At 57.2% G+C, this 14,099-nt stretch carries 13 protein-coding genes; 4 read left to right on the top strand and 9 right to left on the bottom strand.

The window, feature by feature from the left end:
* Positions 1–48: 48 nt before the first annotated feature.
* The 9 genes from recC to rppH form a co-directional block, all read right to left on the bottom strand.
* Positions 49–3,420 (bottom strand): exodeoxyribonuclease V subunit gamma, encoded by a 3,372-nt coding sequence (recC, locus tag JK621_RS21135; RefSeq protein WP_212557520.1) that lies wholly within the window; start codon positions 3,418–3,420, stop codon positions 49–51.
* Positions 3,421–3,430: 10 nt separating this feature from the next.
* A complete protein-coding gene (locus JK621_RS21130; protein WP_212557519.1) occupies positions 3,431–3,826 on the bottom strand; it encodes a prepilin-type N-terminal cleavage/methylation domain-containing protein in 396 nt (131 codons plus the stop codon).
* Positions 3,816–4,262, bottom strand: a complete 447-nt coding sequence (locus tag JK621_RS21125) for a YgdB family protein (RefSeq protein ID WP_212557518.1) — start codon at positions 4,260–4,262, stop codon at positions 3,816–3,818. Before JK621_RS21125 ends, JK621_RS21130 begins: the two co-directional genes overlap by 11 nt.
* Positions 4,259–4,837, bottom strand: coding sequence for a prepilin peptidase-dependent protein (locus tag JK621_RS21120; RefSeq protein WP_212557517.1), 579 nt, complete (start codon positions 4,835–4,837; stop codon positions 4,259–4,261). The genes JK621_RS21125 and JK621_RS21120 overlap by 4 nt, the downstream gene beginning before the upstream one ends.
* Positions 4,825–5,331, bottom strand: a complete 507-nt coding sequence (locus tag JK621_RS21115) for a prepilin peptidase-dependent protein (protein ID WP_212557516.1) — start codon at positions 5,329–5,331, stop codon at positions 4,825–4,827. The genes JK621_RS21120 and JK621_RS21115 overlap by 13 nt, the downstream gene beginning before the upstream one ends.
* Before the next feature lie 195 nt (positions 5,332–5,526).
* Positions 5,527–6,321, bottom strand: a complete 795-nt coding sequence (gene thyA / locus JK621_RS21110) for a thymidylate synthase (RefSeq protein ID WP_004952281.1) — start codon at positions 6,319–6,321, stop codon at positions 5,527–5,529.
* A gap of 7 nt (positions 6,322–6,328) precedes the next feature.
* A complete protein-coding gene (gene lgt, locus JK621_RS21105; protein WP_212557515.1) occupies positions 6,329–7,201 on the bottom strand; it encodes a prolipoprotein diacylglyceryl transferase in 873 nt (290 codons plus the stop codon).
* Between the two features lie 181 nt (positions 7,202–7,382).
* The gene (ptsP, locus tag JK621_RS21100; RefSeq protein ID WP_212557514.1) at positions 7,383–9,629 is read right to left on the bottom strand and encodes a phosphoenolpyruvate--protein phosphotransferase; all 2,247 of its coding nucleotides are present in this window, start codon (positions 9,627–9,629) and stop codon (positions 7,383–7,385) included.
* Between the two features lie 12 nt (positions 9,630–9,641).
* Positions 9,642–10,172, bottom strand: a complete 531-nt coding sequence (rppH, locus tag JK621_RS21095; RefSeq protein WP_126484873.1) for an RNA pyrophosphohydrolase — start codon at positions 10,170–10,172, stop codon at positions 9,642–9,644.
* Between the two features lie 696 nt (positions 10,173–10,868).
* On the opposite strand from rppH, the gene mutH reads away from it, so the two are divergent.
* The 4 genes from mutH to JK621_RS21075 all read left to right on the top strand — a co-directional run bounded on the left by mutH (position 10,869) and on the right by JK621_RS21075 (position 14,070).
* A complete protein-coding gene (gene mutH / locus JK621_RS21090; RefSeq protein WP_212557513.1) occupies positions 10,869–11,555 on the top strand; it encodes a DNA mismatch repair endonuclease MutH in 687 nt (228 codons plus the stop codon).
* Positions 11,556–11,650: 95 nt separating this feature from the next.
* Positions 11,651–12,367, top strand: a complete 717-nt coding sequence (locus JK621_RS21085) for a TerC family protein (RefSeq protein ID WP_212557512.1) — start codon at positions 11,651–11,653, stop codon at positions 12,365–12,367.
* A gap of 171 nt (positions 12,368–12,538) precedes the next feature.
* Positions 12,539–12,757, top strand: coding sequence for a YgdI/YgdR family lipoprotein (locus tag JK621_RS21080; RefSeq protein ID WP_004952287.1), 219 nt, complete (start codon positions 12,539–12,541; stop codon positions 12,755–12,757).
* 272 nt (positions 12,758–13,029) lie between these two features.
* Positions 13,030–14,070: an NADP(H)-dependent aldo-keto reductase gene (locus tag JK621_RS21075; protein WP_212557511.1), complete on the top strand. Its 1,041-nt coding sequence runs from the start codon at positions 13,030–13,032 to the stop codon at positions 14,068–14,070.
* Positions 14,071–14,099 lie beyond the last annotated feature (29 nt).

The following is a 14,099-nucleotide window of genomic DNA, read 5'->3' as shown; positions in this document are numbered from 1 at the left end:
GCCAACTCGAAATTCATAGGGTAAATAACGCTATGTAATGTCAGGGGGTCAGCCTAAGTTATGCTTCGCCACCGGCAACAGGTAACGTTCTGTTTCGGCCAAAATTTGCTCTAAACAGGCATTGTCCAACTGACGGAATACCCGTTGAACATAGGCGTCTTCGCCTTCGCCAGGAATGCGCTGATCGCCTTGCCAGGTTTGCAGTAACTTGGCCCGCGCCTTGATTTGCACCTCTTCATCCCAGTCGATGCTCTGGGTTTCCGGTTGATAGCACTGGCTCAGCCACGCCCAACCGCTTTTATTCAGCAATAGCAACGGCTGGCATAAACCGCGCCGATAACCCGCCACCAGCTCCGCCAACTGCTCGCGGGCATCCTCGGCGGTTAACGCGGCAAAACGCCACGCGGCGCCTTTGCGGCCATAAATACGGCTTTCTCCCGTGCCACCGGCGCAGCAGTACGCCAGATGTTCCAGCCACAACAGTATGCCATCAACCGCCGACAGGGTGGCCGGTCGCCAGCGCAGCAGCCCATCCTCCTGTACCTGATGCAGCCAGCCGCTGATATGCACCCCGGCAATGTCGATATCCAGCTCCAGACTGTGCCCTTCGCTGCGTTCGGCGCGCACCTGTTCGGCCAGCTCGCTCATCTCCTCTTGCTGTTTCTGCCAGTAAATCTCGCCGAAGGGCCCAAAAGGCAATCCGCCGGCGGCACGCACCCGCTGGAACAAACGGGTGGCATCCTCGCCGTCAATCAAGGTATTCAACAATTGGCTGTTGAACTGATAACGGCTGAGATTATCCAGGATGAAGGGCTCTTCGTCCGGCAATTCGGTCTCTTCGAGGATAAAACTGACCCCCAGCCGCAGTTGGAAGAACGCGCGAATTGGGTGGCGATAGAACCGCAGCAAATCATCCAGCGAGATCTGGGTCTGCTCATCAGGCAATAGCGGTTGATTAAACTGCGGATGCGCCACGCCACGCCCAACGGCTGCGGGCAGCCATTCGGCGGCATAGCTTTGCGCTTCCGTGCCGGGCACAAAATTCTCGGCGGCGAACGGCATGCGCGCGTGCCAGCTAAGCAAATGTTTACCGACCTTCTGTGCGCTGGTATCGGCGTCCAGCGCCTCATCACCCTGCAGGCAATAGCTTTGCTCCAGATACTCCAGCAGCTCGGTCACCAGCACCGAAGGGTAACGCAGGCCGTTATCCTGAATAGAACGACCGATAAAGCTGATATACAGCCGCTGCTGTGCCGACAGGATCGCCTCCAGGAACAGATAGCGATCGTCATCGCGGCGGCTGCGATCGCCACGCTTCACCTGCTGCGCCATCAGATCGAAACCCAGCGGCGGCAAAGTGCGTGGATAAACCCCGTCGTTCATGCCCAGCAGACAAACCACGTTGAACGGAATGGAACGCATCGGCATCAGCGTGCAGAAGTTGATTTGCCCGGCGAGGAAGCGTTGACTGATACGCTCCTGATCGAGGCGCGCAGCCAGTTCGTCACGCAGAATGGTCAGCGGTACCTCATCGGGGTAACGCGCCGCCAGCCCGTGTTCGAACACTTTGTTCCACTGCTGCTCAATCAGCGCCAGTGCCGCCTCGGTTTCGCCGTCCGGCTCAAAGAAGGTATCGAGCAGTTGGCGGCAAAGCGGCAGCCACTCCGGCAAAGAACGCGCCTCGGTCAATCGTTGCCGCCAACGGCTGAGGGAGGCCAACAGCTCGGCCAACTGCCCGGCCAGCTCCGCGACCAGCCCGCTCGATTCGTCATAAGGCAACACGCCCTGCCAATCGCCGGCATTGCTGTCCATGGCGTATCCCAACAGCATGCGGGTAATGCCGAACTGCCAGGTATGCTGGCCGGTGGCCGGCAGATCCAGTTCACGTACGTTATCGTCATCCAACCCCCAACGGACGCCGGATTCCCCCACCCAGTGACGTAACAGGCGCAGCCCTTCCTCCTGGATCGAGAAACGCGCCGCCAGTGCCGGTACTTCCAGCAGCGCCAGCACCTGTTCCGAAGTAAAACGGCTCTGCGGCAGATCCAGCAGCGAAATAAACGCCTGCAAAGCCGGGTGCGCCTGACTCGCCTTCCGGTCAGAAATCGCAAACGGCAGATAGCGTTCCGGGGAAGCGTTGCCGAACACCGCCTGAATATAAGGCGTGTAGCTGTCGATATCTGCCACCATCACGATGATATCGCGCGGCGTCAGCGCAGGATCTTCCGCCAGCATGGTCAACAGCTGGTCGTGCAAAACCTCCACCTCGCGCTGCGGGCTGTGGCAAGCGTGCAGGCTGATAGAACGATCCCTGGGATCGAGCCGGCGTTTGGTCGCGCTGCTCTCCAGCGTCTCCAGCGTGGTGCCGATGACGGCGCTATTTTTCAACTCCAGCATGTCGTGCTGAATGGCGTGCAATACGTTGTCCGCAGGGATATCTACAAATGCGAAAACCTCCTGCGCGGATTCTATCTGCGAGAGCAAAAAGTGATGGTCGCGCCCCAACTTGCCCCATGAGGCCAACAGCGGATTGGGCAGATCCTGCTCGCCTTCCGCATTAAACAGCGCGGCGGCGTTATCGGGATCTCTGAATAACGCATATTCCGTTTTATCCTGATAATGACGCCGCTTGCGGCTCTGCAATTTCGCCAGGAATGACTGGCTCTGAATATCCCCCCAATAGTAGCGGCACGGATTGGTGAACATCAGGTGAATATCAATATGGCGGCCCAGCGCCTGCAAGGCTTCCAGATACACCGGCGGCAGCGCCGAGATACCGCAGATAAACACCCGCGGCGGCAACCCTTCCGGGCAATGATCCGCTTTTTCCAACGCGCTGATAAAGCGACGATACAGGTTTGCACGGTGCCATTCCGGCTGCCCCAGTTCGTGGGTATATTCGACCAATCGCGCCCACAGCGGTGCCTGCCATTGCTGGGCCTCCGCCAGCCCATCAATGCTTTCGCCTTTTTGCCAGCTTTCCAGCCATTGCGGGCGATACACCAGGTATTGGTCAAACAGATCCGCCACCCGGCCGGCAAGCTGATGAATTTTACGCTTGTCGCCGTCGTCGGTGAGGTAATGTTGCAACGGGGCGAATTCCGATCGGGTGAGCAGATCCGGCAACAGCCACATCAGTTTCCAGGTCATGGCGTCTTTACTGAAAGCGCTCTCTTTCGGGATGCCGGGCAAAACCCGGGTGAACATCTCCCAGATGAAGGTGGCGGGCAGTGGGAAGGCGATATTGGCGGCGATGCCAAACTGTTCCGCGAGCTGCATCTGCAACCACTGCGCCATGCCGGGGCTTTGCACCAGCACCACTTCCTGTTGAAAAGGGTCGGCCAATGGCTCTCTGGCAATCAACGTGCTGGTCAGCGTTTTCAGCAAATCCAACTGATTGGAATGATAAACCCTAAACATGGGTGCTCCCTTAAAACATGATATCTGCCGGATTCCCGGCGGTGCAGTACCAGCGGTTCAATTCAGCCCACTGCCGCTGAGGCGTTTGTATTCTTACCCTCAGCCGTTGGCAAGCGGCTTGCGGGGAGTTCAGCCGCATCTCGCGCTGCCACCCGAGCGGCAAGGGCAACAGTTCGGCATCCGTGCGGCCGGTGGCCGCAAAGACTTCCAGCTGTTGGTGCGCCAACGACCAGGCTTGCCGATACTGCCACTGGCGCTGAAAAGAGTGCAACAGCACCTGATGATACTGTAACAGTCCCAGCAGCGACACCGCGAACAGCAACGCGGCAATCAGCACTTCCGGCAGGCTGAACCCCTGTTGGCGCCATAGCCCTGCGGCGGGAGCCACACGAACGTTAATCCGCACAGTCCGCTTCCCGTTTTTCGGGGCAAAAATCCAGCCAACCGCCGATTTCCGCCCTTAGCGCAAAGGTACCGCCCGCGCCATCCGGTTTGGTCAATTGATATAATCGCAACGGCTCCCCTTCACTCATCGCCCCCTCCCCCCGCACCAGCACAATCCCCGCCTGGGCGGACAACTTGGCGCAGGCGCGCAGCTCTGCGGTTTGCCGGCACCACCAGCCGTTGGCGCCTAACCGGTTGCGGGGCCAGGACTGCGCCACGCCCCAACTGAGCGCCGAAGCGGCCTGGTTGTATGCCTTCAGATAGCGCTGTTGATCGGCGGCCAGCAGCAAAGCGCTATCCAGTTGGCGGTGCTGGGCATTCAACAACATCAGCCCCATCACCAACAGCAGCATCACTGCCGCCAACGTGCTGCCGCCATGCTGCCCCACCGCACTCATGGTAGCGAGGCCATGTTAATCGCCCAGTTCAGGCTGCGGCGTATAGCGTCATCCGCCTTCGAACGCCCGGCCAGCGACAGCAGCACCCAAGTTTTGCCGCCGCTGCCCGCGACCGATTTGACGCTGAAAGTTTCAATGCGCACTTCGTCATTATCAAGTAACCGCTCCCAACCCGTGCCGTGGCAGTGGGTTACGCCACGTTGCCCTTCCAGCGCCCCCTGCCGCAGCCGGTAGCCAAAATATCCGGCATCTGCGCCGAGCGTCTCCCAACGGCCATTACGGGTGATATCGTAAGCGACGATCACACAACTGCCCGCCGCCTCCCCGGACGCATGGTCAATCAGTAATGCCCGCCCGCGGCAGTTACCGGCGCAGAAACCGGCGCGGCGCAGATCTTTCTCGATGCCGAACGCCAACTGCCGGAGTACCGACTCCAGTCGATAGTGCCGACCGACATCGACACTGTGCTGCCGCAACACCGGGTAGGTTTTAGCCGCCGCCAGCATAATCAGGCTGCCGAACGTCAGCGCCAGCATCACCTCCGGCAGCGTGAATCCGCGCTCTAGGGCTGGCATGGCGTAATACCCCGGATGCTTACATCCTCGCTGCACAGGCGTAGCCGGCCTTTGGCGGACAGCACCAATCGCAGGCTGCCGGCACCGTTGCTGAGCACAATATGCCCAGCCTGCGCGTTATTGCGTAATCCATAAAATCCCATCTCCTTTTGGGTGTGCGCTGCCAGCCTTACATCCCGGTAATGCGGGCTGAACAGCTCATCGCCATGCCCCTCACACCCCGAAAGCGGCTGATTGCTCCCGATACACCAGGGATCGCCGGTTTTAAACCACAGCAACGCCGTGCGGTTACGCCAGTTGGCGTCCGCCTGCAGCCGGGTGAGAAACGCCAGCAACTGTTGAGCGGTATGTTCCAGCCGCAGACTCTGCTGATAATGGCGCCAATGGCTGACGCCCCAGCCGGTGAGCATGCTCGCCAGAGTGATCACCACCAGCAGTTCAATCAGCGTCATGCCGCGCTGGCCTTTGATATTGAAAATCAGGTTGTCGTTCATGGCGGCCAGTGTAATCAAGGCGGCAAAACGGGGAAGCAGGGTTTACTCAGGTTCAAGCGCTCTGCGCAACCTTTCGATGCAACAGGCAACAGACCAAAATAAAATGCGAAGCGGAACGCAAACAGGGCCAAGGCAGAGGGGAAAAAAGTAAGGGCGCAACCCGTGCGCCCTTGGGGATAACTTATGCGGCCAAAATCAGATGGCAACCGGCGCCTTGATGGCGGGATGCGGATCGTAACCTTCGATTTCAAAGTCTTCAAAGCGGTAATCGAACAACGAAGCCGGTTTGCGCTTGATCACCAGCTTCGGCAACGCACGCGGTTCGCGGGTTAGCTGCAACCGGGTCTGCTCCATATGATTGCTGTACAAATGGGTATCACCACCGGTCCAGACAAAATCACCGACCTCGAGATCGCATTGCTGCGCCATCATATGTACCAGCAGCGCGTAGCTGGCGATGTTGAACGGCAGGCCGAGGAACACGTCGCAGGAGCGCTGATACAGCTGGCAAGAGAGCTTGCCGTCCGCCACGTAGAACTGGAAGAACGCATGACAAGGTGCCAGCGCCATCTGATCCAACTCGCCCACGTTCCAGGCTGAAACTATGATGCGGCGTGAATCCGGATCCTGTTTCAGTTGTTTCAGCACGTTGCTCAACTGGTCTATCTGACGGCCGTCCGCAGCGCCCCATGCGCGCCACTGCTTGCCGTACACCGGGCCAAGATCGCCATGCTCATCTGCCCATTCGTCCCAAATGCTGACGTTGTTTTCACGCAGATAAGCCACGTTGGTGTCGCCGTTCAGGAACCACAACAACTCATGGATGATGGAGCGCAGGTGGCACTTCTTGGTGGTCACCAACGGGAACCCTTCCTGCAAATTGAAACGCATCTGGTGGCCGAAAATCGACAGCGTGCCAGTGCCGGTACGGTCGGCTTTAGGGGTGCCCTCGGCGAGCACTTTGTTCATCAAATCCAGATACTGTTTCATTTGTTCCTCACGAGAGTTGCTGCTGCGGGCGACGACGATACGCCCAAATCATCATAATAATACCGGCCACCACCATCGGGACGGACAGAATCTGCCCCATGCTGACAACGCCGTCGAACAGGCCGAGCTGGGCATCCGGCTGGCGGAAGGCTTCGACGATAATGCGGAATGCGCCGTAGCCAATCAGGAACAGGCCGGACACGGCCCCCATCGGCCGCGATTTGCGGATAAACAGGTTCAGAATGATAAACAGCACCACGCCTTCCAGCAGCAGTTCATACAGCTGGGACGGGTGACGCGGCAGCACGCCGTACTGATTAAGCAACGGCAATAGCTGCGGATCGGCGGCGGCAATGGCGACGTCTTCGCCGCGCGAACCGGGGAACAACATCGCCCAAGGAGTATCTGTGGTCACGCGGCCCCACAACTCGCCATTGATAAAGTTACCCAAACGGCCGGCCCCCAGGCCAAACGGGATCAGCGGAGCAATAAAATCGGAAACCTGGAAGAAGGTACGTTTGGTGCGGCGGGCGAACCAGAACATGACCAGGATCACCCCCAACAGACCGCCGTGGAACGACATGCCGCCATCCCAGACTTTAAACAGGTAGAGCGGGTTATCCAGGAACAGCGGCAGGTTGTAGAACAGTACGTAGCCCACGCGGCCACCGACGAACACACCGAGGAAACCGGCATACAGCAGGTTCTCCACTTCATCCTTGGTCCAGCCGCTGCCCGGTTTGTTGGCACGGCGCACCGCCAGCCACATGGCAAAAACAAAGCCAACCAGGTACATCAGACCGTACCAGTGCAGAGAAACCGGGCCGATAGAGAAAATCACCGGATCAAATTTAGGAAACGCCAGATAGCTATTGGTCATCTATCACCACAACATGTCTATTATTCTTCCCCAACCGGGGGCGGCAGGTGCCAAACGCGCCAAAACACTCTTTTTCGTTGCTTTCAACGCAGTCGAGGAGGCGGATAATAGCATAAGCTTAACCGCCTCCGGACTGGCCGGCAGGGAAAAGTTCTGTAAAAAAATCAGTCAACAGCGGCCTTTACTTGCCGCCGCGGATCAAGCCGCCCATGCCGCGCCGTTCCATAAATGCCGCGACCTGGTGACGCACTTCGGTGGTCATCTGGGCGTTCAGCACCCGCTGCGCCAGCACTTCGGCATCGGATAACTCAATATGCCGCAGCAAATATTTGATACGCGCCACGCTGCGCCCGTTCATGCTCAGGTTACGATAGCCCATGCCCACCAGCAGCAACGCACCCATAGGATCCCCGGCCAGCTCACCGCACAGGCTCACCTGCAACCCGGCCGAGTTGGCCTGAACGACGATCAGCTTCAGCACCTGCAACATTGAAGGATGCAGACTGTCGTACAACGCCGCCACGCGGGTATTGTTGCGGTCTACCGCCAGCAAATATTGGGTCAGGTCATTGGTGCCGACCGAAATAAACTCAACCCGCCCGGCCAAATGGGGGATCAGGAAAATCATCGACGGCACTTCCAGCATCACGCCAAGCTTGGGCTTCGGGATTTCATAGCCGAGCACCTCTTCCACTTCGCGACCTGCGCGTTCGATCAGACGCCGAGCCTCGTCGATCTCTTCCAGGCTGGTGATCATCGGCAGCAGGATACCCAGGTTACCGGTCCCGGCATTGGCGCGCAGCATAGCGCGCACCTGAATCAGGAATATTTCCGGCTGATCAAGGGTGATGCGGATACCGCGCCAGCCCAGGCAGGGATTTTCTTCGCTGATCGGCATATAAGGCAGCTGTTTATCGGCGCCGATATCCAGCGTCCGCAGCGTGACCGGTTTGTTCGGATAGAGCTGCAACATGCCCTGATACTGCGCAACCTGCTCTTCTTCCGAAGGGAAGCCGCTCTGCAACATAAAAGGGATTTCGGTTCGGTACAGGCCGACGCCATCGACTCGCCCGCCCAACAGCTGTTCGTGTTCCGGGCTGAGGCCCGCGTTAAGCATCACCTGGACACGCTCACCGCTTTTGAGCTGGGCCGGCTGCTCGACGTCGTCCTCCGCCAGTTTGCTTAATTCAAGCTCTTCGCTGATCAGCCGCTGGTATTCCTGCACCAGTACCGGTTCAGGGTCCACCAACAGTTCGCCGCGATAACCGTCGACAATCAGCAGCCGCTGGCTGAGCAGCGCCGGCTGGATATCCGCGCCCATCACCGTCGGCACGCCCATCGCCCGCACCAAAATCGCCGCGTGGGAGTTGGCGGCGCCATCGCGGACCACCACGCCGACCAGCCTATCCTGCGGCATTTCGGCCAGCAGGGTAGCGGTCAGTTCGTCCGCCACCAGCACAAAACGCGCCGGCCACTGGGTAGCGCCCTGGGTGGTGTCGTCGAGGTGGAATAACAGACGCTGGCCGAGCGCGCGCAAATCGCTGGCGCGCTCGCGCATGTAAGTGTCTTGCAGGCTGGCAAATTGGGCGGCAAAGACCTCAATGACCTGCTTAACCGCCCATTCCGCCACCGAGCCGGCGTCAATTTCGGCGAACAGTTCGCGCTTGAGGCGAGCGTCGTTCAACAGGTGGGAGTACAGATCGAAAATCGCCGCGCTCTCTTTTTGCGAGCTGGCGGCAAAGCGCTTGCTGAAGCGGCGGAATTCCGCGCCGGCTTCTTCCAGCGCCTGCGTCAGGCGTTCCCGCTCGCTCACGGTATCGAGCGTCGAGGCCTTGTAAACCTGATCGAGCGACGGCTGGCTGCTGTCCTGCCAACCTTCCGCCACCGCTACGCCGGGGGATGCCGCCAGCGCCCGGATGCGGGTCTGGCGATATTGGCCAAAAATGGCGTTAAGCTGCGATTGCGAGAGGATCCCGGCCATTTGCGTAGCCAGAGTCACCATGAAGGATTCTTCGCCTTCGTCGAACTGGCGCAGTTCGCGCTGCTGCACCACCAGTACCCCCAACAGTTGGCGGCGATGAATAATCGGCACGCCGAGGAAGGATCGGAAACGATCCTCCTTCACCTGGGGTATGTATTTGAAGCTGGGGTGGCTCTGCGCATCCGCCAGGTTTATCAGCTCCGCACGGCGCCCGACCAACCCGACGATACCTTCATCAAATGCCAACGCGATAGCGCGCCCACGCGGTTTCTTCAACCCGCGCGTCGCCATCAGGTAATAGCAGCGGCGATCGTTGTCTGCCAAATAAATGGAACAGACTTCCGTATCCATCGCCAGACAGGTTTCATTGACCAAAAGATCCAGCGCATCTGTCAGACTGGCCGCCGCGGCCACCTTCTCAACAATTTCTCGCAAGCGCGTGAGCATAGTCGGCTTAACTTAACCTCTCTTCCGGCGATAAGCGGGGGGCTGCTGCCGCTGTGTTGCCTGCTCCTGCATCGGCATCACGGTGACGGCGAATTCTTTCATCACCCGGCGGTAAACGTCGCGTTTGAACGACACCACCTGGCGTACCGGATACCAAAAGCTCACCCAGCGCCAGCCGTCGAACTCCGGCGTGCTGCTGCGTTGCATATTGATATCCGCGTCATTGCTCATTAACTGCAACAGAAACCATTTCTGCTTTTGGCCGATACAAACCGGCTTTGTGTCCCAACGCACCAAACGTTTTGGCAATTTATAGCGCAACCAGTTGCGGGTAGAGGCCAGGATACGCACATCCTTTTTGCTCAACCCCACTTCTTCGAACAGCTCACGGTACATTGCCTGTTCTGCGGTTTCGCCAGGGTTAATCCCACCTTGGGGAAACTGCCAGGAGTGTTGACCGTAACGGCGAGCCCAAAGGACCTGCCCCTGACGATTACAGATTACGATACCAACATTCGGGCGGTAGCCATCATCATCGATCACCGGACTACCTCAATAGCTTAAATTCGCATAGATGTCCTGATTGTTTCACACAAGCTACAGGCGGTAAACCACTGCTTTGCAGCACTCTAAACCGGATAACATTGGGATAACTCACAGATAATGGCAAAGTTATAAACAAGCGAGCCGATTTCACGGCGGTTTTATTCACTTTTTCTGTGGATAGGTGTGTGAAGAACTCAAGGGATAAGCCGGTAAAACTCTGGTGAACCCAAAAATGACGCTAAAAGTGATTTAATATTAATTAAATAAAAACAATGATATAAATTATTATCAACAGGCTTTGGCAAGGTAAAAATGTGATCTATGCACGGTAAGGATCTTACCCTGGCGAAAGATCCACCAACATCGTTTTTATCCACAGATTATCCGTATGAGTTACGCACAAAACGGACAATTTCGTAAAAAAGCGCCCGCGTCAAGGCTGTAAATCGAACCAGTGATCGGGAAAAATTTGGGTTATCCCACAAATCTGTGGATAAATAGGTGTAAGATCCTGTTTATTGTCGGTGGCTTCAGGTGCACAAGCAGCGGACGAAATGGGTTTACTGTGCGGCGGAATAAAAAAAGTCATGAAAAATCATGCTGCTATTCGTTTATTCCCGTGTCTTTTCCCACTGATATTCGCTGTGCACAAATGCAGTACATTTTTCAACCAAACCTGACGAGCTTGTATTTATGGCGTTTTTATCCCCTCTCCCCTCTCCGCCGGAAAACGAACAGCGGCTGTTTGAGCGAGCGCAGCAGCTTGCCGGCTTTACCCTGGGCGAACTGGCTGCACGCGCCCAACTGCCGATCCCCAAGGATCTGAAACGCGATAAAGGTTGGGTGGGCATGCTGCTGGAGTTGTACCTTGGCGCCATGGCGGGCAGCAAGCCGGAGCAGGATTTCCCCGAACTGGGTATTGAGTTGAAAACCATCCCGATTGACGCCGCCGGCAAACCGCTGGAGACCACCTTCGTCTGCGTAGCACCGCTTACCGGCAACAGCGGCGTGACCTGGGCCAACTGCCATGTGCGCCATAAGTTGGCGCGGGTACTGTGGATACCGGTAGAAGGCGAACGGCAAATCCCGCTGGCGCAGCGGCGCATAGGCTCACCGCTGCTGTGGAGCCCGAGCGCCGCTGAAGAAGAGATGCTGCGCCGTGACTGGGAGGAACTGATGGACCAGATCGTGCTCGGCCACGTGGAGCGGATCACCGCACGCCACGGTGAGGTACTGCAACTGCGGCCCAAGGCGGCCAACAGCAAGGCGCTGACCGAGGCCATCGGCGAACAGGGCCAGCCGATCCTCACGTTGCCGCGCGGTTTTTATCTGAAAAAAAACTTCACCGCCGCGTTATTGGCAAGACATTTCTTAATATGATCCTCTTTGTTTAAGCCAGGTTTAGCTAACAGTGTCGCCAAATCAATAAACGCGTATAATTCAGCCTTTGCATTTCATTAAGGTGTGGCTTGGCAATGTTCGATTGGATTATGGATCCCAATGCCTGGTTAGCGTTAGGTACGCTGACCATTCTTGAGATCATTTTGGGTATTGATAATATTATTTTCCTGTCTCTGGTGGTGGCCAAACTGCCGAAGGCGCAGCAGAACAAGGCACGCCGTATCGGTCTGGCCGGTGCAATGCTGATGCGTCTGGCGCTGCTGGCGTCTATCGCCTGGGTAATCCGTCTGACCCACCCGCTGTTTACCCTGATGGACCACAGCGTCTCGGCGCGCGATCTGATCCTGCTGCTCGGCGGACTGTTCCTGATCTGGAAAGCCAGTAAAGAGATCCACGAAACCATCGAAGGGTCCGATGAAGAGCACCATACCAAAGTGAACGGCTTCCTCGGCGCCATCGTGCAGATTATGTTGCTGGATATCATCTTCAGCCTGGACTCGGTGATTACGGCGGTAGGCCTGTCCGATCACCTGTTTATCATGATGGCGGCGGTGGTGATTGCGGTGGGGGTAATGATGTTTGCCGCCCGGCCGATCGGCGAGTTCGTCAATCGCCATCCTTCAGTGAAAATGCTGGCGCTGGCGTTCCTGATCCTGGTGGGCTTCACCCTGATGCTGGAAAGCTTCCAGGTGCATGTCCCGAAAGGTTATATCTATTTTGCGATGTTCTTCTCGATGTCCGTCGAAGCGCTCAACCTGATGCGCAGTAAAAAAAACCAGGCAACCGAGTAATCCCCACGGGAGCATGCGAAAGCCGCTCCCGCTCGCATTTTTATCCCTCCTTCATATTTTCCCCATACTTTCTCTTACCAAGATAAGGACTTATCTGAAACACGAGGTATCCAGAGTTTGCTAATCTTGGAAGAAAGCTCTTTTCCGCATACATAATTGAGGATCGGCAGGATGAAAAAGTGGGTAATGGCAGTTTCTGCGTTGGTAATCGCCGCCGGTCTGACGGGCTGCTCCAGCGATTACGTGATGGCGACCAAAGACGGCAATATGATCCTGACTCAGGGCAAACCCGAGATCGACCAGGATACCGGCCTGATCAGCTATAAAGATGAAAAAGGCAACAACCGCCAAATCAACGGCGATCAGGTTTCACAGGTCATCGAACGTTAATCCCCCCCAACTAGTTACAGCCAGGCGGCCAGTTCGCTCACCCCAGTGACTTTAGTAAGGAACTGGGGTGAACGGGTCGCTGTCGCTTGAAAGACGACGGGTATATCGCCTCCTCCCCTGCGCGATAACCTTCTCCGCACGGAATCCACTTCCCCCATCTTCACGGCTTGGTTATAGTCGGGAAAGGCGATATTACCGCCTTGCAAGCTATCAGGCTCCTGTTTCACCGGGCGTAAAGGCCCGTAAGCACTGACACGAAAGGAAGGCCGTTAATGCAATACCACCGTATACCCCACAGTTCTTTAGAAGTGAGCGTGCTGGGACTGGGCACCATGACCTTTGGCGAACAGAACAGTGAAGCCGATGCCCATGCGCAACTCGACTATGCATTAGCCGCTGGCGTCAATCTGATCGATACCGCAGAGATGTATCCGGTACCGCCCCGTCCTGAAACCCAGGGGCTGACCGAACAGTACATCGGCAGCTGGATCAAGGCGCGCGGCAACCGTGAAAAAATAGTGCTGGCCAGCAAGATCGCCGGGCCGGTACGCGGCGCCGACAGCAGCATCCGGCCGCAACAGGCGCTGGACCGCAAAAATATCCGCGCCGCGCTGGACGCAAGCCTGAAACGGCTGAACACCGATTATCTCGATCTTTATCAGTTGCACTGGCCGCAGCGCCAAACCAATTACTTCGGCAAACTCAATTATCAATACACCGACGATAAAGCCAGCGTTACCCTGTTGGAAACGCTGGAAGCGTTGACCGAGCAGGTACGCGCCGGGAAAATCCGTTATATCGGGGTATCCAATGAAACGCCGTGGGGCGTAATGCGCTATCTGCAATTGGCCGAAAAACACGAACTGCCGCGCATTGTCTCGATTCAAAACCCCTACAGCCTGCTGAACCGCAGCTTTGAGATCGCTCTGGCGGAGATCAGCCAGCACGAGGGCGTTGAACTGCTGGCCTATTCCAGCCTGGCGTTTGGCACCCTGAGCGGCAAGTACCTAAACGGCGCCAAACCGGCCGGAGCGCGCAATACGCTGTTCACTCGCTTTAACCGCTATTCTGCACCGCAAACGCAACTGGCGATTGCCGAATATGTCGCGTTAGCCAAAAAGCACGGACTGGATCCTTCGCAGATGGCGCTGGCGTTCGTGCGGCAACAGCCGTTCGTGGCAAGCACCCTGCTGGGCGCCACCACGCTGGATCAGTTGAAAACCAACATCGACAGCTTTGACCTGGTGTTGGATGAAGACGTGTTGCAGGGGTTGGAAGAGATCCATACCCGCTTTACCATTCCCGCGCCATGAATACGTCGGGGCGCGGTGTGTTGCGCCCC

This window comes from Serratia plymuthica (genome assembly GCF_018336935.1).
Taxonomy (GTDB): Bacteria; Pseudomonadota; Gammaproteobacteria; order Enterobacterales; family Enterobacteriaceae; genus Serratia; species Serratia plymuthica_B.
This window is presented reverse-complemented; position numbering and strand designations above follow the sequence as displayed.

Excerpts from the sequence above, each read along its gene's own strand:
- JK621_RS21115 (WP_212557516.1), bottom strand. The coding sequence starts at position 5,331 with ATGAACGACAACCTGATTTTCAATATCAAAGGCCAGCGCGGCATGACG.
- JK621_RS21085 (WP_212557512.1), top strand. The coding sequence starts at position 11,651 with ATGTTCGATTGGATTATGGATCCCAATGCCTGGTTAGCGTTAGGTACG.
- JK621_RS21120 (WP_212557517.1), bottom strand. The coding sequence starts at position 4,837 with ATGCCAGCCCTAGAGCGCGGATTCACGCTGCCGGAGGTGATGCTGGCG.
- JK621_RS21125 (WP_212557518.1), bottom strand. The coding sequence starts at position 4,262 with ATGAGTGCGGTGGGGCAGCATGGCGGCAGCACGTTGGCGGCAGTGATG.
- mutH (WP_212557513.1), top strand. The coding sequence starts at position 10,869 with ATGGCGTTTTTATCCCCTCTCCCCTCTCCGCCGGAAAACGAACAGCGG.
- ptsP (WP_212557514.1), bottom strand. The coding sequence starts at position 9,629 with ATGCTCACGCGCTTGCGAGAAATTGTTGAGAAGGTGGCCGCGGCGGCC.
- thyA (WP_004952281.1), bottom strand. The coding sequence starts at position 6,321 with ATGAAACAGTATCTGGATTTGATGAACAAAGTGCTCGCCGAGGGCACC.
- JK621_RS21075 (WP_212557511.1), top strand. The coding sequence starts at position 13,030 with ATGCAATACCACCGTATACCCCACAGTTCTTTAGAAGTGAGCGTGCTG.
- recC (WP_212557520.1), bottom strand. The coding sequence starts at position 3,420 with ATGTTTAGGGTTTATCATTCCAATCAGTTGGATTTGCTGAAAACGCTG.
- JK621_RS21080 (WP_004952287.1), top strand. The coding sequence starts at position 12,539 with ATGAAAAAGTGGGTAATGGCAGTTTCTGCGTTGGTAATCGCCGCCGGT.
- lgt (WP_212557515.1), bottom strand. The coding sequence starts at position 7,201 with ATGACCAATAGCTATCTGGCGTTTCCTAAATTTGATCCGGTGATTTTC.